This is a genomic window from Pseudomonas sp. 1D4 (assembly GCF_001728925.1).
In the GTDB taxonomy this organism is placed as follows: Bacteria; Pseudomonadota; Gammaproteobacteria; order Pseudomonadales; family Pseudomonadaceae; genus Metapseudomonas; species Metapseudomonas otitidis.
In genome coordinates this window covers 1-25,525 of the sequence record NZ_LXJQ01000063.1, presented here as the reverse complement: position 1 = coordinate 25,525, position 25,525 = coordinate 1, and the positions used below count along the sequence as shown (strand labels likewise).

Here is a 25,525-nt window from a genome sequence, read left to right as displayed (position 1 = left end):
GCGAGTCTCCCGGGCACGGCATACAACCCCAACAACGCCGCGTCACGCCTGATCATCGACGGGGGCCCTGCCCCGGGAGGTTCCATGCGACTGCACTGTTTCCTGCTCGGCTGCGTCTGGACGGACGGCTACGAAACCGAAGTCGGCGCCGAGCCGATGCTCTGCCAGCGCTGCCAACGCTGTGGCAGCCACCGTTACGTCAAACGGGCCGATCCGCCTCATCTGGCGACAGCCGCAGGTGCCGAGCCAGCTCGTCGAACAACGTGACCACCGCCCGCAGCCCCCGGCACTCAGGCCGTGTCAGCAGCCACAGGGCGCTGCCGCAGCCCTCGGCCGGCAGGTCCAGCGGCTGCAGGCACTCATCCAGCAGGAAGCGCGGCAGCACCGCCACCCCCAGCCCGGCGCGGGCCAGCTCGGCCACCGAGAGCATGCTGTTGCAACGGTAGGCCGGCACCAGCGCCGGGAAGCGCTGGCGACGCCAGGCCACGCTGGCGTGGTCGGGCAGGAAGTCGTCCGGGGCGATCCAGGCCATCTGCGCCGGGTCGCTGCCGGCCTGGCTCGCCAGGTAGGCCGGGCTGGCACAGACCACGTAGGGCACCTCGCCCAGGCAGCGGCCCACCAGGTGCTGCGGCGGTGAGCGGGTCAGGCGCACGGCGATGTCGGCGTCGCGCCGGCTGAGGTTGGCGAAGTCGTTGGAGGTGGCCAGCTCCAGGCGCAACGCCGGATAGGCCGGCATGAAGCGCGCCAGCACCGGCAGCACCAGGCCCTGCAGCACCGTGTCCGTGCAGGTCAGCCGTACCGTCCCGCTGAGCACCTCGCGCCCCTGTTCCAGAGCCAGTTGCGCCACCTCCAGGGCCTGTTCCGCCCGCTCGGCCTGTTCCGCCAGCAGCCGCGCCGCCGCGCCGGGCACGTAGCCGCCACGCCCCTTCTGGAACAGTTCGCTGCCCAGGGCCTGCTCCAAACGGCGGATGGCACGGAATACCGTGGAGACGTCCACCCGCAGCAGTTCGGCGGCCCGCGCCAGGCTGCCGCCGCGCACCAGCGCGAGCACCAGTGCCAGGTCGTCCTGGGCCAGCCTGTATTGCATCGGTGCAATCTTCATCGGTACGAATGCCTATTCTGCGTGCTGAAACGCAAGCATATAGTCCGTCCTGCCTGACACAAGGCCCCTCGACAAGGATCGGACATGATCGGCACCGCCCCCCTGCACATCGCCCTGCTGGGCGAACACGACCCCGCCATCACCGCCCACCGCGCCATCCCCCTGGCACTGGAGGACGCCGCGGAGCGCCTCGGCATCCGCGTGCGCGCCGAGTGGATCGGCACCCAGGGCCTGGAGCCCCGCCACCTCGCCGGCCATCACGGGCTCTGGTGCGTGCCCGGCAGCCCCTACGCCGACACCGAGGGCGCCCTGCGCGGCATCCGCCATGCGCGGGTCAGCGGGCTGCCGTTCCTCGGCACCTGCGGCGGCTTCCAGCACGCGGTGCTGGAACACGCCCGCAACGTGCTCGGCTGGGTGGAAGCGGCCCACGCCGAGACCGACACAGACGCCGGCCTGGCGGTGGTCTCGCCGCTCAGTTGTGCCCTGGTGGAATGCATCGAGGCCATCCACCTGGCACCCGGCTCCCGGCTCGCCAGCGCCTACGGCAGCGCCATGGCCTTCGAGGGCTACCACTGCCGCTATGGCGTCAACCCGGACCTTCAACCGGCCTTGCTGAGCGCCGGGCTCAGCGCCTCCGCACACGGCAGTGATGGCGCCCTGCGCGCGGTGGAACTGGATAGCCACCCGTTCTTCGTCGCCACCCTCTTCCAGCCCGAGCGCGCCGCCCTGGCCGAGCGGCCGGCGCCCCTGGTGCAGGCCTTCCTGCGGAGCTGCGCGGCATGAGCGCCGCCACGCCACGGGCACGGCTGCCCGAACCGCCCTACTACGTGGTGATGTTCATCTCGCAACGTACCGAGGGTGACGACGGCTACGTCGCCATGGCCGAGCACATGGCGGAGCGCGCGCGTCGGCAGCCGGGTTTCCTCGGGGTGGAGTCGGTACGGGATGCCCAGGGCCTGGGCATCACCCTGTCCTATTGGCGCAGCAAGGCGGACATCCTCGCCTGGAAGCAGAACGCGCCTCACCGCGAAGCCCAGGCCAAGGGGCGCACGCAGTGGTACAGCCGGTTCGAGGTGCGCGTCGCACGGGTGGAGCGCAGCTACGGCTTCGCGGCGGAAGGCCCGGCCCCGGCGTGATTGCGCTGGTAGGTCTCTGCCCCCATGGCGGATATCTGCCCCTCGATCAGTGCCTCGAACGGGCGCAGCAGCGCCTCGAAGCAGGTGGCGGGCTCCAGCAGCTCCAGCGCGCGGGTGATGGCCTCCAGGGTGGACAACGCACCGGGGCCCGGCGCCTTGCGCAGGCGATAGCGGGAGGGCTCGCCCTCGGGCAGCGTCACCCGGGGCAACGCGGCCAGCGCCGGGTTGAGGTGCAGCAGCTTGCGCGCCTTGCGCCAGGTGCCGTCAGGCACCACCAGCAGCAGCGGGCGGGGCGTACCCACCAGCCCCGCCGGCAGCACCTGGGCCTCCTCGCCGGGGAACAGCAGCCGCGCGTCCACCTCGGGGTCGGCCAGGCGCGCCGGCAGTTCCGCGAACACCTCGCCTACCCACAGCTCCGCCTGCAACAACCCGAGGGCAGCGAAGCGCGCGGTATTCAGGGCATGCCCGGCCTCGCTCGGGTGCTGCAACACGAGCACACGGGTGCGGCTGTCCAGCCGCGGGATCAGCGGGCACAGGCACAGGCGTTCGGGGCGTTGGCAACGGGGGCATTGGGGGCGTAACATGGGCGCGGATTCTGCCACAACCGCAGGCGGGCTCCGAGCCCGGTGAGTGCCGTCCACTGGCACCCTGCGTGTGGAATCAGCGGTTGAAGCGTTCGGCCAGGCTGTGCAGGTACTCGGCCATGTGCTCCAGGTCCTGGCTGATCTGGGCCCCTTCCAGGGCCTGGTTGGTGCTGTTATCGGAAAGCTGGGCGATGCGGGTGATCTGCCGGCTGATGTCGTCCGCCACCTGGGTCTGCTCCTCGGCAGCGGCGGCCATCTGCTGGCTCATGCCGGTGATGCGCGTCACCGCACTGCTGATCCCCTCCAGCGCCTCGCGCACGGCCTCGACGCTGCCGACGCTGTCCCGGGAGATTTCCTGGCCACGGCTGGCGGTGACCACCGCACGGTCCGCACCGGAACGCAGGGAGGCGATGATCTGGTGGATCTGCTCGGTGGACTGGCGGGTGCGCGAGGCCAGCGAACGCACCTCGTCCGCCACCACCGCGAAGCCCCGGCCCTGCTCGCCGGCCCGTGCCGCCTCGATGGCCGCGTTCAGCGCCAGCAGGTTGGTCTGCTCGGCGATGGAGGTGATCACGTCGGCCACGCTGCCGATGGACTGGGTCGACTCCGCCAGCTCGTTCACCGCCTTGCCGATCTCGCTGACCGCGTTGGCCATGTGCTCCATCGCCTCCAAACTCTCGCCGGCCAGGCTGCGGCCCTGCTGGGCCAGACGGTCGGCCTCTTCGGCGGCGTGGGCGGTGTTCTGCACGTTGGTGGAGACCTCCTGGATGGTGGCCGCCATCTCGTTGATGGCCGTGGCGGACTGGTCCGTCTCGCTGCGCTGTTGCTCCAGCAGGTCCGCGCTGGAGCTGGCCAGGCGCGACGAATCCATCGCCCGCGTGCGCACGCCGCTGGCGGCATCCTCCAGCCGGGTGAGCGCCGTCTGCAGGCGCGCCTCCTCGCTGATCATCGCCATGTCCAGCAGCGCCTGCTCGCCCTTGTTGGTGGAATAGGTCAACGCCACCAGGCCACTGGTGAAGGCCTTCGGGTGCTCGGCCAGGGTGCGGCGGATGGTCTGGCGCTTGTCGTAGCGCTGGAAGGCCGCGAGCACGAACATGGTCACCGCCATCAGCACCAGCAGCCACGGGCCGGTGACGATGTAGTGCCCACCCAGGACAATCGCCGTGGCCAGGATCAGCGGCCAGGAATGGAGGGTGTCGTAGGCCCAGTAGTCGTACCAGGGCACCGGCGACTTGCCCGCCCGCAGCCGCGCATAGAGGGCATCGGCACGGCGCACCTGGTCACGGGTCGGCACCGAGCGTACCGACTCGTACCCCACCACCTTGCCCCCCTCGTAGACCGGGGTGACGTAGGCGCTGACCCAGTAGAAATCGCCGTTCTTGGCGCGGTTCTTCACCAGCCCCATCCACGGCTTGCCCTGCTTGAGGGTGTCCCACATGTGCCCGAACACCGCCGGCGGCATGTCCGGGTGGCGCACGAGGTTGTGGGGTTGGCCAATCAGTTCCTCGCGGGAAAATCCACTGATTTCCACGAAGGCGTCGTTGCAGTAGGTGATCTTGCTGCTGAGATCGGTGGTAGAGATCAAGCGCTCGCTCGGAGAAAACGTGCGCTCACGCTGCGTCACGGGAAGGTTCTGGCGCATCGGTTGACGTCCCTGGTAGTTGAAACCCGGCGGGCTTTGTGGATCACCCTTGAATAGGGTCTAGCACAGTGATGGCGTGCCGCCAGAACCAACGTACGAATCTTTAGACCCGACTCAACACCTTCCGGGCGAAAGATGAACGAGCGGTCAACGCAAGTTCAGTTGGGCCCGCAGCAAGTCACGGAAGGTGACGATCAGGGGTTCCCGCGCCCGCCCACGGCGCAGGATCATCGAAAACGGCGCCTGGTAGCCGAAGGTCGCCGGCGAGAGTGCCCGCAGGCGCTGCTGGTCCACCCAGGGCTGAGCGTAGTGCTCGGGCAGGTAGCCGATGTAGGCGCCGGAGAGCACCAGAATCAGTTGCGCCTCCATGGACTCCACCGTCGCCGCGCTGTGCTTGAAGCCATGCCGCGCCAGCTCGGCCTGGCTCCAGTAGCCCCGGCCGACCATGCGCTGCTGGGTGATGACCTCTGCCGGGATGCGCCGGTCGCTGAACAACGGATGCCGGTCACTGCAGTACAGCCAGTGCTGCTCGCGGTACAGCGGCTGGTAGGTCAGACCGTTCATGCGCGTGGAAAAGGCGCCGATGGCCAGGTCCAGGCGGTTGTCCAGCACCCCCAGTTGCAGGTCGTAGGGGCTCATCACCGACAGGTGCAGGTGCACGCCGGGGTGTTCGCGGCTGTAGGCGCCGATCACCTCGGCCAGCGGCAACGCCGGGTCGCTGACGGTGGAGTCCAGGACCCCCAGGTTGAGCGTTCCGCGCAGTTCCCCCTTCAGCGAGGCCGAATAGCGCTCGAAGCTTTCCAGCTCGCCCAGCAGGCGCAGCGCCTCCTGGTGGAACAGCTCACCCTTGCTGGTCAGGCTGAAACCTCCCCGCCCCCGGTGGCACAGGGTGATGCCCAGGTGCGCCTCCAACTGGCTCATGTAGGTGCTGATGGCCGAGGTGGACAGGTTCAGCTCCTGCTGCGCGGCAGCGAAGCCCTGGTGGCGCACCACGGCCGCGAACACGCGCAGCAGCTTGAGGTCGGGAAGGGTGTTGGACATAGGGCTCCGGCAAAACTATCGACGACAGGGCTCCGTGGGAGCGAATTCATTCGCGATGCGGGCCACAGGCCCGCCAATCCGCCGCCAGGCGCCGCTTCGCGGCGTTTCGCGGCGTTTCGCGGATGAATCCGCTCCCACCACAACGGTGCTACTGCGACAGATCGGCGCAGTCTACCCGTTGCGGATAGTTTAGAAATCCTTGAAGTGATTATTTGCCCGTGGGGATTCTTCCCGCGGCACCCGCTCACCAGAATCCGCCCCACGACAACCACAACAACCGTGAGGCCACCCCGTGGACAAGAAACTCCACCAGCCCCTGGGCGGCAATGAAATGCCCCGTTTCGGCGGCATCGCCACCATGCTTCGCCTTCCCCACATCCAGACCCCCGCCGAACTTGATGCCCTCGACGCCGCCTTCGTCGGCGTGCCGCTGGACATCGGCACCTCGCTGCGTTCCGGCACCCGCTTCGGCCCCCGCGAGATCCGCGCCGAGTCGGTGATGATCCGTCCCTACAACATGGCCACCGGTGCCGCCCCGTTCGACTCGCTGAACGTGGCCGACATCGGCGACGTCGCCATCAACACCTTCAACCTTCTGGACGCCGTGCGCATCATCGAGCAGGAATACGACCGCATCCTCGGCCACGGCATCCTGCCGCTGACCCTGGGCGGTGACCACACCATCACCCTGCCGATCCTGCGGGCCATCAGGAAGAAGCACGGCAAGGTGGGTCTGGTGCACATCGACGCCCACGCCGACGTCAACGACCACATGTTCGGCGAGAAGATCGCCCACGGCACCACCTTCCGCCGCGCAGTGGAAGAGGACCTGCTCGATTGCGACCGCGTGGTGCAGATCGGCCTGCGCGCCCAGGGCTACACCGCCGAGGACTTCAACTGGAGCCGCAAGCAGGGCTTCCGCGTGGTGCAGGCCGAAGAGTGCTGGCACAAGTCCCTCGAACCGCTGATGGCCGAGGTGCGCGAGAAGGTCGGCGGCGGCCCGGTGTACCTGTCCTTCGACATCGACGGCATCGACCCGGCCTGGGCGCCCGGCACCGGCACCCCGGAGATCGGCGGCCTGACCACCATCCAGGCGATGGAGATCATCCGTGGCTGCCAGGGCCTGGACATCATCGGCTGCGACCTGGTGGAGGTCTCCCCGCCCTACGACACCACCGGCAACACCTCGCTGCTGGCGGCCAACCTGCTGTACGAGATGCTCTGCATCCTGCCCGGCGTGGAGCGTCGCTGACATGGACGCCCACCGCCAGGTCCTGGAGGGCGGCGAAACCGCGGACAGCCCGGAGCGGAAGACCATCGTCTTCCGCCAAAAACAAGAAAACACCCCATGGCTCGCCTGCCATGAACGCCTGTCGGCCATGCCGGAGCATCTGCCCCCAACCTGACGCGCTCCCCGGGAGATGAACATGCATAACAACAACAATGAACACAGCCTGACGCACATCGACGTATTCGGGGTCGAGCAAGTCCCGGACCACGAGCACAACGCCGGACCGATCGATCTGTTCCGCATGATCTTCGGCAGCGCCAACGCCTTCGCCCTCCCCCTTGCTCGGCAGCTTCCCCGTAGTCTTCGGCCTGTCCTTCCAGGCCGGTGTGTGGGCCATCCTGCCGGGCATCGTGGTCGGCTCGCCAAACGGCGCCAACAACGCGGTCTCCTCCAGCGCCTACTCCGGCGTCCACGGGCGGATCGTCGGCTGGCTCCTTTCGCGGCCCAACCCGTTCCCCGAGCCGACCGAAGTGTACGGCGCTGGGTGCGCACGAAGCGCAGCGCCGCGCCCCTGCGAGCTGAGGCCGCCTGACCCTGAACCCACCGGGACCTGGACGGCCCCGATCCTTGCGATGAACGGACCGGCCACGCTGCAGCACCGCGCGGCTACGCACCTCCCCGGATGCCCGTCCGGACTACAACAATGAGAAAGAGAGAGCTGATCTTATGGCCCTGGATATCTTCGTCGTACTGCTCTACGTCGCCGGCATGCTGGCACTCGGCTGGTATGGCATGCGTCGCGCCAAGACCCGTGACGACTACCTGGTCGCCGGACGCAACCTCGGCCCGGGTTTCTACCTCGGCACCATGGCCGCCACCGTGCTCGGTGGCGCCTCCACCATCGGCACCGTGCGCCTGGGCTACGTCCACGGGATCTCCGGCTTCTGGCTCTGCGGCGCCATCGGCCTGGGCATCGTCGGGCTCAGCCTGTTCCTGGCCAAACCGCTGCTGAAACTGAAGATCTACACCGTCACCCAGGTACTGGAGCGCCGCTACACCCCGGCCGCCCGCCAATCCAGCGCCTTGATCATGCTGGTGTACGCGCTGATGATCGGTGCCACCTCCACCATCGCCATCGGCACCGTCATGCAGGTACTGTTCGGCCTGCCGTTCTGGATCGCCATCCTCGTCGGCGGCGGCGTGGTGGTGCTCTACTCCACCATCGGCGGCATGTGGTCGCTGACCCTCACCGACATCGTGCAGTTCCTGATCATGACCGTCGGCCTGGTATTCCTGCTGATGCCCATGTCCATCGCCGACGCTGGCGGCTGGAACGCCCTGGTGGAGAAGCTGCCGGCGCGCTACTTCGATTTCACCGCCATCGGCTGGGACACCATCGTCACCTACTTCCTGATCTACTTCTTCGGCATGTTCATCGGCCAGGACATCTGGCAGCGCGTGTTCACCGCCCGCAGCGAAGGTGTGGCCAAGGTGGCCGGCACGGCTGCCGGCCTCTACTGCGTGCTCTACGGCCTGGCCGGCGCCCTCATCGGCATGGCCGCCAAGGTGCTGCTGCCGGACCTGGAGAACGTCAACAACGCCTTCGCCAGCGTCGTCGAACACAGCCTGCCCAACGGCATCCGTGGCCTGGTGATTGCCGCCGCCCTGGCCGCGCTGATGTCCACCGCCAGCGCCGGCCTGCTGGCCGCCTCCACCACCATCACCCAGGACCTGCTGCCGCTGCTGCGCGGCGGCCGGACCAGCGGCAACGGCGACGTGCATGAAAACCGCATCGCCACCCTGCTGCTGGGCGTGGTCATGCTCGGCATCGCCCTGGTGGTGAGCGACGTCATCAGCGCCCTGACCGTGGCCTACAACCTGCTGGTGGGCGGCATGCTGGTTCCGCTGATCGGCGCCATCTACTGGAAGCGCGCCACCACCGCCGGCGCCATCGCCAGCATGAGCCTGGGCTTCCTCACCGTGCTGGGCTTCATGTTCAAGGACGGCCTGGACGCCAACACCCCGATCTACTACAGCCTTGCGGTCGGTCTGGTGAGCTTCGTGGTCATCAGCCTGGTGACACGTCGCCCGGCCAGCCACGCCAGCCTGGCCTGATCGTCGCGACGGGTCGCGGCCCACTCCCGCGCCCCTTCTGAGCCCGGCAGGCTTGCCTGCCGGGCTCGTTTCATACCCAGCCCAACAAGGAACCTGCCATGACCACCTGCGGTGAATTCCTCGTCAAGCAACTGCAAGCCTGGGGCGTCGACACCGTGTTCGGCATCCCCGGCGTGCACACCGTCGAGCTCTACCGTGGCCTGCCCGGCAGCGGCATCCGCCACATCACTCCGCGCCACGAACAGGGCGCCGGCTTCATGGCCGACGGCTACGCCCGCGTCACCGGCAAGCCCGGTGTGTGCTTCATCATCACCGGCCCGGGCATGACCAACATCCTCACCGCCATGGGCCAGGCCTACGCCGACTCCATCCCCATGCTGGTGATCTCCAGCGTCAACGAACGCCACCGCCTCGGCCTCGGCAACGGCTACCTGCACGAACTGCCGGACCAGCGCGGTCTGGTCGCCGGCGTCGCCGCCTTCAGCCACACCCTCATGAGCGTCGACGAACTGCCCGCCGTGCTGGCCCGCGCCTTCGCCGTGTTCGACGGCCAGCGTCCGCGCCCGGTGCACATCGAGCTGCCGCTGGACATCATCACCGCCCCCGCCGACCACCTGGAGCTGCGCCCCCGCGTGCGCCTGCCGCGCCCCGCCGCGCCCCTGGCACAGCTGCGCGAGGCCGCCCAACGCCTGCGCGCCGCCCAACGCCCGCTCCTGCTGCTGGGCGGCGGTTGCGTCGAAGCCCAGGTGGAGGCCCGCGCCCTGGCCACCGCCCTCGACGCCCCCACCGCGCAGAGCATCAACGCCAAGGGCCTGCTCCCCGGCGACCACCCGCTGCTGCTGGGCAGCAACCAGTCCCTGGTACCGGTGCGCCAGCTGGCCGCCGACGCCGACCTGGTGCTGGCCATCGGCACCGAGTTGGGCGAGACCGACTACGACGTGGTGTTCGACGGCGGCTTCCGCATCGGCGGCGAGCTGATCCGCATCGACATCGACGCCCAGCAACTGGTGCGCAACCACGCCCCGGCCATGGCCATCCACTGCGATGCCCGCCAGGCCATGCGCGTGCTGCTGGCCGAGCTGCCGCCGCGCCAGGCCGATGCCAACAGCCCCGGCGCCCGTCGCGCCGCCGAAGCCCGCGCACAACTGGCCGAAGGCTTCGCCGGCTGGGAGCACTACCGTCGGTTGTTCGACTGCATCCTCGAAGTGCTGCCCAATGCGCGCTTCGTCGGTGACTCGACCCAGACCGTCTACAGCGGCAACCACCTGGTGGAGCTGGACGGCGCCCGCCGCTGGTTCAACGCCTCCACCGGCTACGGCACCCTCGGCTACGGCCTGCCGGCGGCCATCGGCGCCAAGCTGGCCGAACCGGAGCGCCCGGTGATCAGCCTGATGGGCGACGGCGGCATCCAGTTCACCCTGCCGGAACTGGCCAGCGCCGTCGAAGCACGGGTCGGCGTCATCGTCCTGCTGTGGAACAACCAGGGTTACGGCGAGATCAAGCGCTACATGGAGCGCCGCGACATCACCCCGCTCGGCGTGGACATCCACACCCCGGACTTCATCGCCATCGCCCGCGGCTTCGGCTGCCAGGCCGAGAAAGCCCGCGACCACGCCCATCTGCAGGAGCTGCTGCGCAACGCCCCGGGGGACCGCCCGCTGATCATCGAAGTGGCCGAAGCCCCGCCCTTCGCCCCGTGAACCCGACCCCGTAACCCGGGCCAGCACCCTGCCAGACCGTAGCCCGGACTTCAGTCCGGGACGCTTCAACCCCCAATCCCCGGGCTGAAGCCCGGGCTACGCATCCAGGCCGGCAACCCACAGACCTTAGCCCGGACTTCAGTCCGGGACGCTTCAACCCGCAATCCCCGGGCTGAAGCCCAGGCTACGCATCCAGGCCGGCAACCCACAGACCGTAGCCCGGACTTCAGTCCGGGACGCTTCAACCCCCAATCCCCGGGCTGAAGCCCAGGCTACGCATCCAGGCCGGCAACCCGCAGACCGTAGCCCGGACTTCAGTCCGGGACGCTTCAACCCCCAATCCCCGGGCTGAAGCCCGGGCTACGCATCCGGGCCGGCAACCCGCAGACCGTAGCCCGGACTTCAGTCCGGGACGCTTCAGCCCGAACCCCTGGGCAGAAGCCCAGGCTACGCATCCAGGCCGGCAACCCACAGACCGTAGCCCGGACTTCAGTCCGGGACGCTTCAACCCGAACCCCTGGGCAGAAGCCTGGGCTACGGACCTGAAGTAGCCTCTGCAGGTGCGGCGGGGCGCTGCCAGGTATGCTGCCCCCACAACCACAACAAAGGAGCCTCCGATGAAAATCGTCAGCCGAGACCGCTGGTTCGAGGTGGAGCACCTCTACGACGGCATCAGCCTCATCAGCGAGCCCTACGTGCGGCCCTTCTACCGCTGCAACCTCTGGCACATCCAGGGGCGCGACCGCGACGTACTGGTGGACTCCGGCTCCGGCCTGGTCAGCCTGCGCGAGCAACTGCCCTGGCTCACCCAGCGCCCGCTGCTGGCCGTGGCCAGCCACACCCATTTCGATCACATCGCCGGCCACCACGAGTTCGACGAACGCCTGGTGCACCCCGCCGAGGCCGACATCCTCGCCCGCCCCGACGGCGACAACACCCTGGCCAGCGCCTTCGTCGACGACGCCATGTTCGAGGCCCACCCCGACTGCCCGCTGTGCTACGCCGAGTACCGGGTCAAGGCCGCTCCGGCCACCCGGCTGATCGAGGAAGGCGACGTCCTCGACCTGGGCGACCGCGTGCTGGAGGTGCTGCACACCCCTGGCCATTCCCCCGGCGGCATCAGCCTCTGGGAGGCCCGCACCGGCACCCTGTTCAGCGGCGACATCATCTACGACGGCCCGCTGATCGAGGACGCCTACCACTCCAACCTCGACGACTACGCCCGCAGCCTGGCGCGTCTGCGCGAGCTGCCGGTGCGTACCGTGCACGGTGGCCACTTCCCCAGCTTCTCCGGCGAACGCCTGAATACGCTGATCGACGACTGGTTCGCGCAACACGACTGATCCTGCCCGGGCGCCGTCCCGGCGCCCGACCCGCCCTAGGCGGCCCGCCACGCCTGACTTATCCCTTACTTGAATAAGAATATTTATTCAAATTCCTTCACAGAATAAGACGCAACACCTAAAACGGCTCCGGCAGGCAACCAGTGTCCGCCGGGCAACAGCCGCTCCACTGCCCGCCAGGCAACAGCGCATCAACAGTTCGCTGGCCTGGCAGCAGCACCGCCCAGCGCTATTACCTGCCAACTCATTGATAAATAACGCTTTACCGAAGTGGAACGGGACTTGCTGACCCCCTGGCTCCCACAGCACGCCAAAGGAACACCAACCATGAGCACTGCCCTCAACGTCGTCGCCGTCTCCGGTGGAGCCTACCGCCCGTCCCGCACCCTGGTGCTTACCGAAGCCCTGGTCGCCGCCCTGGGCGAACGCCTGGAGTTCAACGCCCGCATCATCGAACTGGGCGACATCGCCCGCCCCGTCGGCGGCGCCCTGTCCCGCAAGGAACTGCCGGACGACGTGGACGCGCAACTGCGCGCCATCGAGCAGGCCGACCTGCTGGTGGTAGCCGCACCGGTGTACCGCGGCTCCTACCCCGGCCAGTTCAAGCACCTGTTCGACCTCATCGACCTGAACGCCCTGATCGACACCCCGGTGCTGCTGGCCGCCACCGGTGGCAGCGAACGCCACGCCCTGGTCCTGGATCACCAACTGCGCCCGCTGTTCAGCTTCTTCCAGGCCCTGACCCTGCCCATCGGCGTCTACGCCAGCGAGGCCGACTTCCAGGACTACCGCATCACCAGCGCCCCGCTGCAGGCCCGCATCGACCTGGCCGCCGAACGCGCCGCCGACCTGCTGCACAGCACCACCGCCGGCAGCCGCCCGCTGCGCAAGATCGCCTGAGCCGGCGGGACGACACCATGAGCGCCCATCCGCAAACCACCGTTCTCGACCCGCTGCTGAGCGCCCGCCAGCTCGCCGCGCAGTTCGCCGAAAGCGCCGTCGAGCGCGACGCCCGGGGCGGCACGCCCAAGGCCGAACGCGACGCGCTGCGTGCCAGCGGCCTGCTGGGCCTGGCCATTCCCCGCCTGTACGGCGGCCTCGGCGCCAGCTGGAGCGAGACCCTGGCCGTCACCCGCGAATTCGCCCGGGTCGACAGCTCCATCGCCCACGTGTTCGGCTTCCAGCATCTGATGCTCGCCACCGTGCGGCTGTTCTCGCGGCCCGAGCAATGGCAACCCTGGTTCGAACAGACCGCCCGCAAGCACTGGTTCTGGGGCAACGCCCTCAACCCCCTGGACACCCGCACCCTGGTCAAGCGCTTCGACGGCTGGTGCGAGTTCTCCGGCAAGAAGAGCTTCTGCTCCGGCGCCAGCGACTCCGAGATGCTGATCGCCTCCGCCGTCGACGAAGGCAACGGCGGCAAGCTGCTGATCGCCGCCATCCCCAGCGGGCGCACCGGCATCACCCTGCACGGCGACTGGGACAACATCGGCCAGCGCCAGACCGACAGCGGCAGCGCCACCTTCGAACGGGTGCGTGTGGAGCAGCACGAACTGCTGCTCGACCCGGGCCCACTGAGCACGCCGTTCGCCTGCCTGCGTCCGCTGATCGCCCAACTGCACTTCGCCAACCTGTTCCTCGGCATTGCCGAAGGCGCCTTCGACGAGGCCCGTCAGTACACCCTGCACGAGAGCCACCCCTGGTTCCGCTCCAGCGCCCGCCACAGCGGCGAGGACCCATACGTCCTGCGCCACTACGGCGAATTCTGGGTCGGCCTGGAGAGCACCCGCCTGCTGGTGGAGCGCGCCGCCGAGCAGTTGGACGCGGCCTGGGCCAAGGAACACACCCTGAGCGCCGAGGAGCGCGCGCGCCTGGCCCTGGCCATCGGCACCGCCAAGGTCGCGGCGACCCGCAACGGCCTCGACATCTGCAACCGCCTGTTCGAAGTCACCGGCGCCCGGGCCACCCACGCCTCCCTGCGCTTCGACCGGCACTGGCGCAACCTGCGCACCCAGACGCTGCACGACCCCGTGGACTACCGCATCCACGAGCTGGGCGACTGGGCGCTCAACGGCACGCGCCCCACTCCGTCCTTCTACTCGTAAGGCAAGCCCATGCACCTGCTGACCCTCCCCCCGTCCCCGACACTGGCCACCTCGATCCGGGCGACCGCACAGGTCTTCGAAGACCCGCGCTCCCAGGCCCTGCTCGCCCACCTGCAACAGGTCGCCCCCAGCGAGGCGAGCATGCTGATCATCGGCGAGACCGGAACGGGCAAGGAGCTGGTCGCGCGCCACGTGCACAACCTCAGCGGCCGGCGCAACGGCCCCTTCGTCGCGGTGAACTGCGGCGCCTTCTCCGAATCCCTGGTGGAGGCCGAGCTGTTCGGCCACGAGAAAGGTGCATTCACCGGCGCCCTGGCCGCCAAGGCCGGGTGGTTCGAGGAGGCCAACGGCGGCACCCTGTTCCTCGACGAGATCGGCGACCTGCCGATGCCCATTCAGGTCAAGCTGCTGCGCGTGCTGCAGGAGCGCGAAGTGGTGCGCCTCGGCTCGCGCAAGAGCATCCCCATCAACGTGCGGGTGCTGGCGGCCACCAACGTGCACCTGGAGAAGGCCATCAACGCCGGGCACTTCCGCGAGGACCTCTACTACCGGCTGAACGTGGTCGCCCTGCAACTGCACCCGCTGCGCGAGCGGCCCGGCGACATCCTGCCGCTGGCCCGTCACTTCGTCGCCGAGTACAGCCGGCGCCTGGGCTACAGCGACGTCACCCTCAGCGAGGACGCCGCCCGCCGGCTGGCGAGCTACGACTGGCCGGGCAACATCCGCGAGCTGGAAAACGTCATCCACCACACCCTGCTGATCTGCCGCGACAGGCTGATCCGCGCCGAGGACCTGCACCTGTCCAACCTGCGCATCGAGCGCCCGGACGACAGCCGGCCCCGCGAGGAAAGCGCCGACGACCTGCTGCTGCGGGCCTTCGAGCGCCTGTTCGAGGAGCAGAGCGGCGCCCTCCACGAGAAGGTCGAAGACGCCCTGCTGCGCGCCGCCTACCGCTTCTGCCACCACAACCAGGTGCACACCGCCAGCCTGCTGGGGCTGTCGCGCAACATCACCCGCGCGCACCTCATCCGCATCGGCGAGCTGGTGGTGAACAAGCGCCGACCGGCCCAGAGCGCCCAGGGCGGACGGGTCATCAACCTGTCGATCTGAATTCCAACGACAACAACGCCACGCGTGCACCCAACGCCCTGACGGGCCCTACGCCCTTGCGGGCAACGACGATGGCAACGAGGACAACACCATGAGTCTGGATATCTTCTGGTTCCTGCCGACTTCCGGCGACACCCGCTACCTGGGCCACTCCGCCAGCGGCCGCCCGGCCACCAACGCCTACATGCGGCAGATCGCCGTGGCGGCGGACCAGCTGGGCTACGACGGCCTGCTGATCCCCACCGGCGCCAGCTGCCTGGACCCCTGGGTGACCGCCGCCAGCCTGGTGCCGGTGACCCAGCGCATCAAGCTGCTGGTGGCCCTGCGCACCTCCCTCGGCAACCCCACCGCCTCAGCCCGCCAGGCCGCCACCCTGGACCAGGCCAGCGGCGGGCGCCTGCTGCTCAACGTGGTGCCCGGCGGCGACGCCACCGAGCTGGAGGCCGACGGCGTGTTCCTCGCCCACGACGAGCGCTACGCCGCCTCCGACGAGTTCCTCAGCATCTGGCGACGCCTGCTGCAGGGCGAAACGGTGGATTTCGACGGCCAGCACCTCAAGGTCAAGGGCGCGCAGAACTTCTTCCCGCCGGTGCAGCAGCCCTACCCGCCGTTGTACTTCGGTGGCTCCTCCCCCGCCGCCCATGCGCTGGCGGCCAAACACGTGGACGCCTACCTGACCTGGGGCGAGCCGCCCGCCGCCGTTGCCGAGAAGATCGCCGACGTGCGCGCCCGCGCCGCCCGCCATGGCCGCAGCGTGCGCTTCGGCGTGCGCCTGCACGTGATCGTGCGGGAGACCAACGCCGCCGCCTGGGCCGCCGCCGACGAGCTGATCAGCCACCTGGACGACGCCACCATCGCGGCCGCCCAGGCCAACTACGCGCGGATGGACTCCGAAGGCCAGCGACGCATGGCCGCGCTGCACGGCGGTGACCGCAACAAGCTGGAAGTGGCGCCCAACCTCTGGGCCGGCGTCGGCCTGGTGCGCGGCGGCGCCGGCACCGCCCTGGTGGGCGACCCGGAAACGGTGGCCGCGCGCCTGCTGGAGTATGCGACGCTGGGCGTGGACCGCTTCGTGCTGTCCGGCTACCCGCACCTGGAAGAGGCCTACCGCTTCGCCGAGCTGGTGTTCCCGCTGCTGCCCGGCAAGGGCAAGGTCACGGTGGACGGTGCCTTCACTGGCGGCGCCTTCGACATCCGTGCCGGCAAGGAGAAGATCGCGTGAAGATCATCGACATGCGCTGCCGCCCGGCCTACCTGCCCCCCTTCTTCGGCGGGGCGTCGGGCATGTACCTGTTCCTGCCCGGCAGCGAAGGCTAGGTGCAGGCAGCCAACGGTTTGCTTGCCGACCAGTTGCTGTTCGGCTCCTCCTACACCTTCCGGCCGATCCGCCAGAGCATCGAGGATGCCCAACGCCTGGGCCTGCGGGACGAGGTGCTGGAGAAGTTCCTCCACGGCAACGCCGCGCGCCTGTTCAAGCTCTGATGAACCCGGGCCGCCGTTGGCGGCCCACACCTAGGCCCTGTACGAAAAGTGCCTGCGCTCGGTGATGCTGCGTTAAAAACCGGCTCAGAATGCTCATTTACCACACGTAAACTGCGCTTCTTCGCCGTTTTTTGCCTTGCCTGACCTTCGCTCGACGACTTTTCGTACAGAACCTAGTTGCTGGCCAGCCCCAGCAGTTCTTCGCGGCGCTCCGGCTCGCGGGTGCGGGGCGAGAGCCAGATGTCGAAGAAGGCCCGAGCGAAGGCGCGGTCGTCGACGGCGTGGGTGAGCCGGTCGCCGAAGTAGAAGCGCGCGCCCTGCCCCGGCAGGAACACCCCGGTGATGCGCTGCCCCGGCTCCACGTCGACGAAGGCCTGGCGCATCTGCTCGGCCCAGGCCTGCAACTGCGTCTCGCTGACCCGGTCGCCCGCCGTCCGGCGGATTTCCTTGAGGCTGGCCGCCACCAGGTCATCGCGCTCGATGGTGCGGTGGTAGGTGAGCTCCAGGGCAAACGGCGCATCCACCGCCAGCGGCGCCGACGGCGACCACAGGCGGGCGCTGTAGAGGCGGAAGCCGAAGAAGCTGTAGTCCGCACTGCCCACCAGGCGCGCCTCGGGCAGGGCTTGGCGCCAGTCGGCCTGGGCCAGGCCGGCGGCAGTCAACAGGCAGCAGGCCAGCACGGCCCGGCGAAAGAAAGGATTCATGGCGTCACTCCGGTTGGATGACGGCCAATATTGTACAAACCAACAATTTGTACAAGAACAACCCATCGGCGAACGCAAACGACCGCCCGGCACGAAGGCGCCGGGCGGTGGCTGGGTCGGGTCATGGCGGCGCGGGCAGAACGCCCCGCGCCAGGTTCACGAACGGCGCTGGCGCCGGGCCTCGGCCAGGCGGCGCTGCTCGTCACTGCGGACAGGGATGGGTTGCAGGCGCGGGCGCTCAATCAGCCCAAGGGTCACGGACAACTGCCAGGCGAAACGGCTCAGCCAAGCTTTCATGGTCCCCTCCTCATCAGGACAGGCGGCGGAAGGATTCCGCTGCCAATTACAGCGTAGACCTGCCCCGGAAAGGGCGAACTGCGCTGAATCAAAATTTACAGGAGCCGGTCAGACGCCAGGAGCGGTCAGCGTAGGAAGCCGACTAACGGAGCCCACCGGACGGAACCGCCTCGGCGCCACAGCACGCGGCGGGAAACGGGCCAGGGAACGGTTCGCCGCGCGCGTAGCCGGCCATGATGATGGCCAGGAACAGCACGGCCACCGCGCTGAACAGCACATTGAGGGGGTTGGGCTCGCCCATGGGTCAGTCCTTCGAGGTCAGGGAGCAACACAGGATCGACCGGCACCACGGGCAAGGGTTCAAGCATTTTTCACCGACGCGGGACGGCCACCGACCTGACGGACGGTCGCCACCGCAGGGTCAGCCACGCGCCGCCACCGCGCGCTGGTTGGACGCCAGGATGTTGTCCGGCTCCAGCGCCCGGCCCGCCTCCACCGCCGCCAGCCAATCCTGGGTGCTGGCCACGGCGCCGAAGCCGGCGTGCAGCACCACGGTGACCACCCGGTGGATCTCCTCGGCGGTGACCGAACCGGCGGCGTTGGCGTAGGGCAGCGAGCCGGTGGCGTCGTTCAGCAGCTCCACCGTCCAGCCCTCGTGGGCAGCCTGGCGCACCGTGGAGTCGTCGCAATGGTGGGTCATGTAGCCGACCACCGTGAGGGTGTCCACGCCACGTGCACGCAGCCAGTCACCCAGGCCGGTGCCGTACAGGGCGCTGGCCTCCTCCTTGTCCACCAGCAGGTCATGGGGGCGACGGGCGATCTCCGGGTGCAGTTCGGCGGTGGCGCTGCCACGGGCGAAGATCGGCGTGCCTTCCGGGGTCAGGTGCCGCACCACCACCACCGGGATGCCGGCCGCGTGGGCCGCATCCATGGCGCGGGTGATGTTGGGCAGCGACTGGCTCACCGGCGGGTACTCGATCAGCAGGCTGCCGTTGAAGTATTCGTTCTGCACGTCGATGACGATCAGGGCGCGTTTCGGGGACTGGGACATCAGGGTTTCCTCGCAAGCTCGGCAGTGAAGGTGGCGAGGATTGTTGGCCAGGCCCCCCGCGACGCACGAGTGGCCCAGTTGCCAAGTTCCGCTAAGATCGGGCCAAGCCAACCGGAGCCCCTCCATGCCAGTCCCCGTGATCGCCGTGGTCGCCTTCGACCATATCAGCCCCTTCCACCTGTCCGTGCCCTGCCTGGTATTCGGCGAGATGCAGCCCGATGCGCCGCCCTTCGAGCTGCGCGTCTGCGCGGCGGAAGACGGCCCGCTGCGCACCAGCGCCGGTTTCCAGATCAGCGTCAGCCACGGCCTGGAAGCCCTGGAGGATGCCCACACGGTGATCGTGCCCAGTTGGCGCGACCCCGACGAACGCCCGCCGCAGCCCCTGCTGGATGCGCTGCTCGCCGCCCACCAGCGCGGCGCCCGCCTGGTGGGGCTGTGCCTGGGGGCTTACGTGCTGGCCGAAACCGGGCTGCTCAACGGCCAGCGCGCCACCACCCACTGGGCCTGGGCGCGGGACTTCAGCGCCCGCTACCCGGCCGTCGACGTGGACCCGGACGTGCTCTACCTGGAAGCCGGCAACCTGCTCACCTCCGCCGGCACCGCCGCCGGGCTCGACTGCTGCCTGCACCTGCTGCGCCAGCACTGCGGCGCCGAACGGGCCAACCGCGTGGCCCGGTTGCTGGTGGTGGCGCCCCACCGCCAGGGTGGCCAGGCGCAGTTCATCGAACAGCCGCTGCCCGCCAGCGCCCGCGATGACCGCCTCGCCGGGCTGCTCGACTGGGTACGCACCAACCTGCGCGAACCCCACAGCCTGGACAGCCTGGCCGAGCGCGCGCTGATGAGCCGGCGCAGCTTCACCCGGCACTTCCGCCAGCTCACCGGCACCACCCTGGGCGACTGGCTGCTGGCCGAGCGCCTGGCCCTGACCCAGCGCCTGCTGGAGAACACCGACCAGAGCGTGGAGCAGATCGCCACCCTCGCCGGCTTCGGTTCGCCCGCCTCCCTGCGGCACCACTTCGGTCGCCATTTCGGCGTCTCGCCGTCGGCCTGGCGGCAGAGCTTCCAGGGGAGCGCTTCGTAGCTGCGCGGCCGGCATCCCCGGGCTGAAGCCCGGGCTACGGTCATGCTTGGGGTTTGGGCTGCAGGTCCATCAGCTCGATCCAGGCCTTCAGGTTCGCCCCCAGCATGCCCTTGCGCCACATCAGCCAGGTGGTGGCGGTGGCGAAGGGTTCGGTCAACGGGTGAATCGTCACCGCCTCGCGCCCCGGCATGCTCTGCAACATCGAGCGCGGCATCAGCGCCACCCCGCCACCGGCCACCACACAGGCCAGCATGCTGTGGTAGGACTCGATCTCCATCACCCGGCCCATGGCCACCCGCGACTCGGCGAACCAACGCTCCAGACGCTTGCGGTAGGAGCAGCGCGAGCGAAAGGTGTAGACCGCCGCCCCTGCCACGTCCGCTGCGCTGGCCACCGGCCCATGGCCGAGGGCGGTGATCAGCACCAGCGCCTCGTCGAACAGCGGGATGCCATCCAGGTCGGCGTATTCCAACGGGCCGTCCACCAGCGCCGCGTCCAGTCGCCCGGCCACCAGCCCCTCCACCAGCTCGCCGCTGGGCTGCGTCTGCACCTGCAGGTTCACCGCCGGCCAGGCCCGGTGGTAGCGCGCCAGCATCGGCGGCAGGTGGATGGCCGCCGTGCTGTACATCGAGCCGATGAGGAAGTCCCCCGCCGGCTCGCCGACCTTGATCGCCGCCTCCGCCTCGGCCTGCAGGGCGAACAGCCGCTCGGCATAGCCCAGCAGCACCTTGCCCGAAGCCGATAGCTGCAGGCGCTGGCGCTCGCGCAGGAACAGGTCCACGCCCAACTGTTCCTCCAGTTGCCGCAGCCGCGTGGAGAGGTTCGACGGCACACGATTGAGGCGCTCCGCCGCGCGGGCGATGGAGCCGGATTCGGCCACCGCCTGGAAGATGCGCAACTGGCTGAATTCCATGGCAAGCATTCTCTTTTGCTGAATGAGTTGTTCTTTATTATTCGTTTTTTATGAACATCGCAACGCCCTAGCATGGTCTTCCGATGTCCTGCATGGAGCCCTGCCATGGCCCCTCGATCCGCATCCTCGCCAGCCTCCTGGCCCTCATCGCCACCATGGGGATCGGCCGCTTCGCCCTGACCCCGCAGCTGCCGCACCTGATCGCCGAAGGCCAGGTGGACCTCACCGCCGCCGGCCTGGTGGCCGCCGCCAACTACCTCGGCTACCTGGTGGGTGCGCTGGACGCCCTGCGCGCCACCACCGCCCAGCGTGCCCGCCGGCGCCTGTTCGGCGGGCTCTGGGTGGGCGTGGCGATCACCCTGGCCTCGGCCTGGGCCGAAGGCTTCTGGGCCCATGCCCTGTTGCGCTTCGCCGCCGGCGTCACCAGCGCCTGGGTGCTGGTGGTGGTGACCGGCCTGGCCGCCCAGGTGGCGGCAGACGCCGGCCGGCCGCGCCTGGGGGTGATCCTCACCGGCCTCATCGCCCTCGGCCTGAACCTGCAAGGAGCGGGTTCGGCCCAGGCCTGGCTGGCCTTTGGCAGCGCGGCGCTGGTGCTGGCGGCCATTGCCCACCCATTGCTGCCGCGTCCGCGTGCTGCCTCGGCGGCCGGCTCGGTGCAGGCCGGGCCGCGTCCGGCGGACTTCTACCCGCTGCTGGTGGCCTACAGCCTGGTGGGGATGGGCTACATCCTGCCGGCCACCTTCCTTTCGCAGATGGCCGCCAGCCAGTTCCACGGGCACTGGCAGGCGGACCTGTTCTGGCCCGCCTTCGGCTTGGTGGCAACCCTGGGGGTGCTGCTGGTGAGCCTGCGCCGCCCCGGCATGGGCAGCACCGGTCGCTGGCTGGTGGGGGCGCTGTGGCTGCAGGCGTTTGGCGTGCTGGCCTGCCTGTTCCCGGGCATGACCGGGCTGGCCCTGGGCGTGGTTCTGTGCGGCGGGCCCTTCCTCGCCAGCATGTTGCTGGTGATGCAGCGGGCGCGGGAAATCGACCCCCAGGGCCACGCCCGCAACGTCGGCCTGCTGACCGCCGGCTTCGCCCTCGGCCAGCTCAGTGGCCCGCTGCTGGCGGCCCTGAGCAGCCACTTCAGCGGTGGCCTGCGCCCGGCCCTGTTGCTGGCCGCCGGCGCCCTGCTGCTGGCGGGCGGGTTGATGTTGAAGGCGCGGGAAGCCGTGAAGGTGAACAGCGTTGCGACGTGCCGGGGTTGAGCCGCAGGGCCCGGGTGCCACCTGACGGTCCCGGGCTGAAGCCCGGGCTACGCGGGGAGTACAGGATCAGCCGGGAAGGCCTCGCGCTCCTCCTCACGCAGGGTCAGCACGCGAAAGCCGCTCTCGGTGACCAGCACGGTGTGCTCGAACTGGGCGGAGAGGCTGCCGTCGCGGGTGATCACCGTCCAGCCGTCGGCCAGGGTGCGCACCTGGCGGCGGCCCTGGTTGATCATCGGTTCGATGGTGAAGGTCATGCCCGGCTCCAGGCGCAGTCCCTGGCCGGGCCGGCCGACGTGCAGCACCTGGGGGCTTTCGTGCATCTGCCGGCCGATACCGTGGCCGCAGTACTCCAGCACCACCGAGTAACCCATGCGCTCGGCGTGGGTCTGGATGGCATGACCGACGTCCCCCAGGGTCGCGCCCGGGCGGACCACGCGGATGGCGTCGTACAGGCACTCGCGGGTCACCCGCACCAGCCGCTTGGCGTCATCGCTGATGCGGCCGACGGCGTACATCCGGCTGGTGTCGCCGTAGTAGCCGTTCTTGATGACAGTGACGTCCACGTTGACGATGTCGCCCTCCTTCAGCACCTCGCGGACCGACGGCCAGCCGTGGCAGACCACATGGTTCACCGAGGTGTTGACCGTGTACGGGTAGTCGTACTGGCCCTTGCTGCCGGGGATGGCGTCGAGGGTCTCGACGATGTAGCGCTCGCAGAAGGCGTCGATGTCCATCGTGGTGATGCCGGGCACGATGAACGCCTCCAGCGCCTCCAGCACCCGCGCGGCGAGCCGACCGGCCACGGCCATGCGCGCGATCTCGTCGGCGGTCTTGATCGTCACCTTGCTCATTGCACGGCCTCTTCCGCCGCACCGGCGCCTTCCTGCTCGCGGGCCTCGCTCATCAGCCGGCGGATGATGTCGGCGTAGGTCAGCTCGGGATGCGCCTCGGCGAGCCTGCCGATGCGCATCCAGTGCTCGGCCTGGGCGTTGATGGAACGGGACATGGCCCGGCAGGCGACGCGGGCCTCCTCGTGCAGGGAATCCGAGATCTTGACGATGCCCATGGCAGATACTCCATATACAAAATGCTACATAACATAGCACTTCGGATTGGCTCATGGGGTACATGCAACGATGAAGCGAGGGCAGTCTGGCGCAGTCAGACCCGCCACCCTCTGGTTCCGAAACTCGCCCGGCAAGGCGAAAAAGGCGGCCTCAACAGAACTCGCGAATCAACCACTCACCGAATGAAAAGGGCCGCATGGCGGCCCTTTTCCACAGCACTGCCCTGCTCAGGTCCCGGTCTTGATCTTGGTCCAGGTCCGCGTGCGGATGCGCTCCATCTTCGGCGGCAGCATCTCCACGGAGAACAGCTTGGCCTGCACCTCGGCCGGCGGGTAAACGTTGGGGTTGTCCCGCAGCTCGGCCGATGTGAGCGCGTCGGCGGCCTGGTTGGGGTTGGCGTAGGCCACATGGTCGGAGATCGGCGCCACCACTTCCGGCTGCAGCAGGTAGTTGAGGAAGGCGTGGGCCTGCTCGACGTTCTGCGCGTCCTTGGGGATGGCCAGCACGTCGAACCAGGCGGCGGTGCCCTCCTTGGGAATGCGGTACTCCACCTTCACCCCGTTGCCGGCCTCGCGGGCGCGGGCGGCGGCCTGCATGGCGCCGCCGGACCAGGCCAGGGCCACGCATACCTCGCCGTTGGCCAGGTCGCTGACGAACTTGGAGGAGCTGAAATAACTCACGCTCGGGCGCAGCTTCTCCAGCAGCGCTTCGGCCTTCTTGTAGTCCTCCGGGTTGCGGCTGTTGGGCGGCAGGCCGAGGTAGTGCAGCACCTCGGGAATCACCTCGGTGGGCGAGTCGAGGAAGGCCACGCCGCACTGCTTGAGCCTGGCCAGGTTGTCGGGGTTGAAGATCAGCTCCCAGGAGTCCACCGGGGCGTTGTCGCCGAGCACCGCCTTCACCTTGTCGACGTTGTAGGCGATGCCGTTGGTGCCCCACATGTAGGGCATCACGTACTGGTTGCCCGGGTCCTTGGCGGCCAGCACCTTGAGCAGCGCCGGGTTGAGGTTCTTCCAGTTGGGCAGCTTGCTCTTGTCCAGCGGCTGGAACACGCCGGCCTTCATGTAGTTGGGCAGGAAGCCGTCGCTGGGCACCACCAGGTCATAGCCGGAGTGGCCGGACAGCAGCTTGGCCTCCAGCACCTCGTTACTGTCGTAGACGTCGTACTTGGGCTGGATGCCGCTGGCCTTGTGGAAGTTCTCCAGGGTGTCGGGGGCGATGTAGTCGAACCAGTTGTAGATGCGCACCACCGGCTCGGCGGCCACGGCATTCAGCGAGGCGCCCAGGAGGGCGCCGGCGAGCAGCAGGCGGGCGCTCATCGGGCAGCCCCTTCGTAGCCCTGCAGCACGTTCACCGCGTTGACGCCGATGGCCTCGACGGCGTAGCCGCCTTCCATGATGAACAGCGTCGGCAGGCCGAGGGCAGCGATGCGCTGACCCATGCGCAGGTAGTCCGGCGAATCCAGCTTGAACTGGGAGATGGGGTCGTCCTTGTAGGTGTCCACGCCGAGGGAGATCACCAGTGCGTCCGGGGCGTAGGCGGCGATGCGCTGGCAGGCATCCTCCAGCGCGGCGGACCACCCGTCCCAGGCGGTGCCATGGGGCAGCGGGTAGTTGACGTTGAAGCCCTCCCCCGCGCCCTCGCCGCGCTCGTCGGCATGGCCGAGGAAGTAGGGGTACTCCACCAGCGGGTCGCCGTGGATGGAGGCGAACAGCACGTCGTTGCGGGTGTAGAACAGCTCCTGGGTGCCGTTGCCGTGGTGGTAGTCCACGTCGAGGATGGCGACCCGCTTGGCGCCCTGGTCGAGGAAGGCCTGGGTGACGATGGCGGCGTTGTTGAAGAAGCAGTAGCCCCCCATGAAGTCGCTGCCGGCGTGGTGGCCCGGCGGACGGCACAGGGCGAAGGCGGTGCGGGCGCCCTGGCGCATGTGGTCCTGGGCGGTCAGCGCCACCTGGGCGGAGCTGTACACGGCCTGCCAGGTGCCGGGGGTGATGGGCGCCTCGGTGTCGAAGCTGTAGTGGCCCAGCTCGCCCATCAGTGCGGTGGGGATGGGGCCGTCGCGACGCAGGCGACGGGCCGGGAAGGTGGTGGAGACCAGGTCGCCGCTGTGGCCTTCGGCCTCCCAGCGGGCCCAGGCGCCCTGGAGGAACTTCACGTAGCCGGCGTCATGCACACGGAGGATGGGGTCGAGGCCGAAGTCACGCGGCTCGATCACCTCACCCAGCGCCTGCTGGCGCACGCGGGCGAGCACGGTGTCGGCGCGGCTGGGCATTTCGAAACAGGGCTGGAGCTTGCCGTCGACCAGTTCGGACTGGCCGAAGTGGAGGCGATGATCGTCGCTGTACACGGTCAGCATGGGGCGTACCTCATCGGGGTTCTTGTTGTTGGTGAGCCCGATTCTCGGCCGCCACTCCCGCTTTGAGCAGTAGGGGTAACGGCCAATAGGGGATCGAAATGGCCAACATGGCTGGCCACGTCAGGTCGGATATATCGTCACCGCGTGGATCGATAAAGCGCGATTCACCCTACACCCCCAGATATCGCCCGTAGGATGCGGTGAGCTCGGCGAACCGCATCGAG

The 25,525-nt window shown here is 68.8% G+C and carries 27 protein-coding genes and 3 pseudogenes; 16 read left to right on the top strand and 14 right to left on the bottom strand.

Annotation, left to right across the window (positions count from 1 at the left end):
* Nucleotides 1–84 precede the first annotated feature (84 nt).
* Nucleotides 85–267, top strand: coding sequence for a PSPA7_2676 family Cys-rich small protein (locus A7D27_RS28970; RefSeq protein ID WP_082078258.1), 183 nt, complete (start codon nucleotides 85–87; stop codon nucleotides 265–267).
* On the opposite strand, the gene A7D27_RS23825 is transcribed toward A7D27_RS28970, so the two are convergent.
* Complete coding sequence (locus A7D27_RS23825) at nucleotides 200–1,087, bottom strand: LysR family transcriptional regulator (protein WP_256548423.1); 888 nt, start codon at nucleotides 1,085–1,087, stop codon at nucleotides 200–202. The genes A7D27_RS28970 and A7D27_RS23825 overlap by 68 nt on opposite strands.
* Nucleotides 1,088–1,186: 99 nt before the next feature.
* Between A7D27_RS23825 and A7D27_RS23820 the strand changes: the two genes are divergently transcribed.
* Nucleotides 1,187–1,885, top strand: coding sequence for a CTP synthase (locus A7D27_RS23820; protein WP_069566300.1), 699 nt, complete (start codon nucleotides 1,187–1,189; stop codon nucleotides 1,883–1,885).
* Nucleotides 1,882–2,238 (top strand): antibiotic biosynthesis monooxygenase, encoded by a 357-nt coding sequence (locus tag A7D27_RS23815; RefSeq protein WP_069566299.1) that lies wholly within the window; start codon nucleotides 1,882–1,884, stop codon nucleotides 2,236–2,238. The genes A7D27_RS23820 and A7D27_RS23815 overlap by 4 nt, the downstream gene beginning before the upstream one ends.
* Here A7D27_RS23815 and A7D27_RS23810 read toward each other — a convergent pair.
* From A7D27_RS23810 to A7D27_RS23800, 4 genes and pseudogenes are all read right to left on the bottom strand, one after another.
* The gene (locus A7D27_RS23810; RefSeq protein WP_069566298.1) at nucleotides 2,202–2,822 is read right to left on the bottom strand and encodes a tRNA-uridine aminocarboxypropyltransferase; all 621 of its coding nucleotides are present in this window, start codon (nucleotides 2,820–2,822) and stop codon (nucleotides 2,202–2,204) included. The two genes, A7D27_RS23815 and A7D27_RS23810, sit on opposite strands and share 37 nt — an antisense overlap.
* A gap of 76 nt (nucleotides 2,823–2,898) precedes the next feature.
* Entirely contained in the window at nucleotides 2,899–3,930 is a 1,032-nt protein-coding gene (locus tag A7D27_RS23805) for a methyl-accepting chemotaxis protein (protein WP_371914833.1), read from the bottom strand.
* 222 nt (nucleotides 3,931–4,152) lie between these two features.
* Nucleotides 4,153–4,464: pseudogene (locus A7D27_RS29265) on the bottom strand (PAS domain-containing protein); the annotation flags it as partial.
* Nucleotides 4,465–4,611: 147 nt separating this feature from the next.
* Entirely contained in the window at nucleotides 4,612–5,505 is an 894-nt protein-coding gene (locus A7D27_RS23800) for a LysR family transcriptional regulator (RefSeq protein WP_069561798.1), read from the bottom strand.
* Nucleotides 5,506–5,797: 292 nt separating this feature from the next.
* Between A7D27_RS23800 and speB the strand changes: the two genes are divergently transcribed.
* The 11 genes and pseudogenes from speB to A7D27_RS27480 all read left to right on the top strand — a co-directional run.
* Nucleotides 5,798–6,757: an agmatinase gene (gene speB, locus A7D27_RS23795; protein ID WP_069561797.1), complete on the top strand. Its 960-nt coding sequence runs from the start codon at nucleotides 5,798–5,800 to the stop codon at nucleotides 6,755–6,757.
* A 1-nt stretch (nucleotide 6,758) separates the two neighbouring features.
* Nucleotides 6,759–6,911 (top strand): hypothetical protein, encoded by a 153-nt coding sequence (locus A7D27_RS27490; RefSeq protein WP_371914832.1) that lies wholly within the window; start codon nucleotides 6,759–6,761, stop codon nucleotides 6,909–6,911.
* A 21-nt stretch (nucleotides 6,912–6,932) separates the two neighbouring features.
* Nucleotides 6,933–7,236 (top strand): annotated as a pseudogene (locus A7D27_RS28850) (cytosine permease); the annotation flags it as partial.
* Nucleotides 7,237–7,462: 226 nt separating this feature from the next.
* On the top strand, nucleotides 7,463–8,851 hold the full coding sequence (locus tag A7D27_RS23790) for a sodium:solute symporter (protein ID WP_069561796.1): 1,389 nt from the start codon (nucleotides 7,463–7,465) through the stop codon (nucleotides 8,849–8,851).
* A 98-nt stretch (nucleotides 8,852–8,949) separates the two neighbouring features.
* Complete coding sequence (locus A7D27_RS23785; protein ID WP_069566296.1) at nucleotides 8,950–10,551, top strand: 5-guanidino-2-oxopentanoate decarboxylase; 1,602 nt, start codon at nucleotides 8,950–8,952, stop codon at nucleotides 10,549–10,551.
* Nucleotides 10,552–11,168: 617 nt separating this feature from the next.
* Nucleotides 11,169–11,894: an MBL fold metallo-hydrolase gene (locus A7D27_RS23780; protein WP_069566295.1), complete on the top strand. Its 726-nt coding sequence runs from the start codon at nucleotides 11,169–11,171 to the stop codon at nucleotides 11,892–11,894.
* Nucleotides 11,895–12,221: 327 nt separating this feature from the next.
* Nucleotides 12,222–12,794, top strand: coding sequence for an FMN reductase (gene msuE, locus A7D27_RS23775; RefSeq protein ID WP_069566294.1), 573 nt, complete (start codon nucleotides 12,222–12,224; stop codon nucleotides 12,792–12,794).
* Nucleotides 12,795–12,811: 17 nt separating this feature from the next.
* Entirely contained in the window at nucleotides 12,812–13,999 is a 1,188-nt protein-coding gene (locus A7D27_RS23770; protein ID WP_069566293.1) for an acyl-CoA dehydrogenase family protein, read from the top strand.
* 9 nt (nucleotides 14,000–14,008) lie between these two features.
* The gene (locus tag A7D27_RS23765) at nucleotides 14,009–15,109 is read left to right on the top strand and encodes a sigma-54-dependent Fis family transcriptional regulator (protein ID WP_069566292.1); all 1,101 of its coding nucleotides are present in this window, start codon (nucleotides 14,009–14,011) and stop codon (nucleotides 15,107–15,109) included.
* A 91-nt stretch (nucleotides 15,110–15,200) separates the two neighbouring features.
* Entirely contained in the window at nucleotides 15,201–16,331 is a 1,131-nt protein-coding gene (gene ssuD, locus A7D27_RS23760; protein WP_069566291.1) for an FMNH2-dependent alkanesulfonate monooxygenase, read from the top strand.
* A gap of 62 nt (nucleotides 16,332–16,393) precedes the next feature.
* Nucleotides 16,394–16,591 (top strand): annotated as a pseudogene (locus A7D27_RS27480) (amidohydrolase family protein); the annotation flags it as partial.
* A 173-nt stretch (nucleotides 16,592–16,764) separates the two neighbouring features.
* Here the strand turns inward: A7D27_RS27480 and A7D27_RS23755 are convergent.
* From A7D27_RS23755 to A7D27_RS23750, 4 genes are all read right to left on the bottom strand, one after another.
* Entirely contained in the window at nucleotides 16,765–17,295 is a 531-nt protein-coding gene (locus A7D27_RS23755) for a chalcone isomerase family protein (protein ID WP_069561790.1), read from the bottom strand.
* 156 nt (nucleotides 17,296–17,451) lie between these two features.
* Nucleotides 17,452–17,592: a PA1414 family protein gene (locus A7D27_RS28430; RefSeq protein ID WP_165664715.1), complete on the bottom strand. Its 141-nt coding sequence runs from the start codon at nucleotides 17,590–17,592 to the stop codon at nucleotides 17,452–17,454.
* A 142-nt stretch (nucleotides 17,593–17,734) separates the two neighbouring features.
* A complete protein-coding gene (locus tag A7D27_RS28425; RefSeq protein WP_160298844.1) occupies nucleotides 17,735–17,893 on the bottom strand; it encodes a hypothetical protein in 159 nt (52 codons plus the stop codon).
* Between the two features lie 120 nt (nucleotides 17,894–18,013).
* Nucleotides 18,014–18,646: a cysteine hydrolase family protein gene (locus tag A7D27_RS23750; RefSeq protein WP_232060868.1), complete on the bottom strand. Its 633-nt coding sequence runs from the start codon at nucleotides 18,644–18,646 to the stop codon at nucleotides 18,014–18,016.
* Nucleotides 18,647–18,767: 121 nt separating this feature from the next.
* On the opposite strand from A7D27_RS23750, the gene A7D27_RS23745 reads away from it, so the two are divergent.
* Nucleotides 18,768–19,724, top strand: a complete 957-nt coding sequence (locus A7D27_RS23745) for a GlxA family transcriptional regulator (RefSeq protein ID WP_069566290.1) — start codon at nucleotides 18,768–18,770, stop codon at nucleotides 19,722–19,724.
* Nucleotides 19,725–19,764: 40 nt separating this feature from the next.
* On the opposite strand, the gene A7D27_RS23740 is transcribed toward A7D27_RS23745, so the two are convergent.
* Nucleotides 19,765–20,637, bottom strand: a complete 873-nt coding sequence (locus tag A7D27_RS23740; protein WP_069566289.1) for a LysR family transcriptional regulator — start codon at nucleotides 20,635–20,637, stop codon at nucleotides 19,765–19,767.
* 92 nt (nucleotides 20,638–20,729) lie between these two features.
* On the opposite strand from A7D27_RS23740, the gene A7D27_RS23735 reads away from it, so the two are divergent.
* A complete protein-coding gene (locus A7D27_RS23735) occupies nucleotides 20,730–21,881 on the top strand; it encodes a YbfB/YjiJ family MFS transporter (RefSeq protein ID WP_069566303.1) in 1,152 nt (383 codons plus the stop codon).
* A gap of 47 nt (nucleotides 21,882–21,928) precedes the next feature.
* Here A7D27_RS23735 and map read toward each other — a convergent pair whose 3' ends face one another.
* The 4 genes from map to A7D27_RS23715 form a co-directional block, all read right to left on the bottom strand.
* Complete coding sequence (gene map / locus A7D27_RS23730) at nucleotides 21,929–22,732, bottom strand: type I methionyl aminopeptidase (protein ID WP_069566288.1); 804 nt, start codon at nucleotides 22,730–22,732, stop codon at nucleotides 21,929–21,931.
* The gene (locus tag A7D27_RS23725) at nucleotides 22,729–22,947 is read right to left on the bottom strand and encodes a ParD-like family protein (RefSeq protein ID WP_069566287.1); all 219 of its coding nucleotides are present in this window, start codon (nucleotides 22,945–22,947) and stop codon (nucleotides 22,729–22,731) included. The genes map and A7D27_RS23725 overlap by 4 nt, the downstream gene beginning before the upstream one ends.
* A gap of 228 nt (nucleotides 22,948–23,175) precedes the next feature.
* Nucleotides 23,176–24,264 (bottom strand): extracellular solute-binding protein, encoded by a 1,089-nt coding sequence (locus tag A7D27_RS23720; protein WP_069566286.1) that lies wholly within the window; start codon nucleotides 24,262–24,264, stop codon nucleotides 23,176–23,178.
* Nucleotides 24,261–25,301: a histone deacetylase family protein gene (locus tag A7D27_RS23715; RefSeq protein ID WP_069566285.1), complete on the bottom strand. Its 1,041-nt coding sequence runs from the start codon at nucleotides 25,299–25,301 to the stop codon at nucleotides 24,261–24,263. The genes A7D27_RS23720 and A7D27_RS23715 overlap by 4 nt, the downstream gene beginning before the upstream one ends.
* Between the last annotated feature and the right edge of the window lie 224 nt (nucleotides 25,302–25,525).

What these genes read in the sequence shown, in the direction of transcription:
- A7D27_RS28430 (WP_165664715.1), bottom strand. Translation starts at nt 17,592, where the DNA reads ATGAAAGCTTGGCTGAGCCGTTTCGCCTGGCAGTTGTCCGTGACCCTT.
- A7D27_RS23780 (WP_069566295.1), top strand. Translation starts at nt 11,169, where the DNA reads ATGAAAATCGTCAGCCGAGACCGCTGGTTCGAGGTGGAGCACCTCTAC.
- A7D27_RS23820 (WP_069566300.1), top strand. Translation starts at nt 1,187, where the DNA reads ATGATCGGCACCGCCCCCCTGCACATCGCCCTGCTGGGCGAACACGAC.
- A7D27_RS23735 (WP_069566303.1), top strand. Translation starts at nt 20,730, where the DNA reads ATGGAGCCCTGCCATGGCCCCTCGATCCGCATCCTCGCCAGCCTCCTG.
- A7D27_RS23805 (WP_371914833.1), bottom strand. Translation starts at nt 3,930, where the DNA reads ATGGCGGTGACCATGTTCGTGCTCGCGGCCTTCCAGCGCTACGACAAG.
- A7D27_RS23825 (WP_256548423.1), bottom strand. Translation starts at nt 1,087, where the DNA reads ATGCAATACAGGCTGGCCCAGGACGACCTGGCACTGGTGCTCGCGCTG.
- A7D27_RS23790 (WP_069561796.1), top strand. Translation starts at nt 7,463, where the DNA reads ATGGCCCTGGATATCTTCGTCGTACTGCTCTACGTCGCCGGCATGCTG.
- msuE (WP_069566294.1), top strand. Translation starts at nt 12,222, where the DNA reads ATGAGCACTGCCCTCAACGTCGTCGCCGTCTCCGGTGGAGCCTACCGC.
- A7D27_RS27490 (WP_371914832.1), top strand. Translation starts at nt 6,759, where the DNA reads ATGGACGCCCACCGCCAGGTCCTGGAGGGCGGCGAAACCGCGGACAGC.
- A7D27_RS23740 (WP_069566289.1), bottom strand. Translation starts at nt 20,637, where the DNA reads ATGGAATTCAGCCAGTTGCGCATCTTCCAGGCGGTGGCCGAATCCGGC.
- map (WP_069566288.1), bottom strand. Translation starts at nt 22,732, where the DNA reads ATGAGCAAGGTGACGATCAAGACCGCCGACGAGATCGCGCGCATGGCC.
- A7D27_RS23810 (WP_069566298.1), bottom strand. Translation starts at nt 2,822, where the DNA reads ATGTTACGCCCCCAATGCCCCCGTTGCCAACGCCCCGAACGCCTGTGC.
- A7D27_RS23720 (WP_069566286.1), bottom strand. Translation starts at nt 24,264, where the DNA reads ATGAGCGCCCGCCTGCTGCTCGCCGGCGCCCTCCTGGGCGCCTCGCTG.
- A7D27_RS23800 (WP_069561798.1), bottom strand. Translation starts at nt 5,505, where the DNA reads ATGTCCAACACCCTTCCCGACCTCAAGCTGCTGCGCGTGTTCGCGGCC.
- A7D27_RS23815 (WP_069566299.1), top strand. Translation starts at nt 1,882, where the DNA reads ATGAGCGCCGCCACGCCACGGGCACGGCTGCCCGAACCGCCCTACTAC.
- A7D27_RS23725 (WP_069566287.1), bottom strand. Translation starts at nt 22,947, where the DNA reads ATGGGCATCGTCAAGATCTCGGATTCCCTGCACGAGGAGGCCCGCGTC.
- A7D27_RS23765 (WP_069566292.1), top strand. Translation starts at nt 14,009, where the DNA reads ATGCACCTGCTGACCCTCCCCCCGTCCCCGACACTGGCCACCTCGATC.
- A7D27_RS23785 (WP_069566296.1), top strand. Translation starts at nt 8,950, where the DNA reads ATGACCACCTGCGGTGAATTCCTCGTCAAGCAACTGCAAGCCTGGGGC.
- ssuD (WP_069566291.1), top strand. Translation starts at nt 15,201, where the DNA reads ATGAGTCTGGATATCTTCTGGTTCCTGCCGACTTCCGGCGACACCCGC.
- A7D27_RS23770 (WP_069566293.1), top strand. Translation starts at nt 12,812, where the DNA reads ATGAGCGCCCATCCGCAAACCACCGTTCTCGACCCGCTGCTGAGCGCC.
- A7D27_RS23755 (WP_069561790.1), bottom strand. Translation starts at nt 17,295, where the DNA reads ATGAATCCTTTCTTTCGCCGGGCCGTGCTGGCCTGCTGCCTGTTGACT.
- A7D27_RS23715 (WP_069566285.1), bottom strand. Translation starts at nt 25,301, where the DNA reads ATGCTGACCGTGTACAGCGACGATCATCGCCTCCACTTCGGCCAGTCC.
- A7D27_RS23745 (WP_069566290.1), top strand. Translation starts at nt 18,768, where the DNA reads ATGCCAGTCCCCGTGATCGCCGTGGTCGCCTTCGACCATATCAGCCCC.
- A7D27_RS28425 (WP_160298844.1), bottom strand. Translation starts at nt 17,893, where the DNA reads ATGGGCGAGCCCAACCCCCTCAATGTGCTGTTCAGCGCGGTGGCCGTG.
- A7D27_RS28970 (WP_082078258.1), top strand. Translation starts at nt 85, where the DNA reads ATGCGACTGCACTGTTTCCTGCTCGGCTGCGTCTGGACGGACGGCTAC.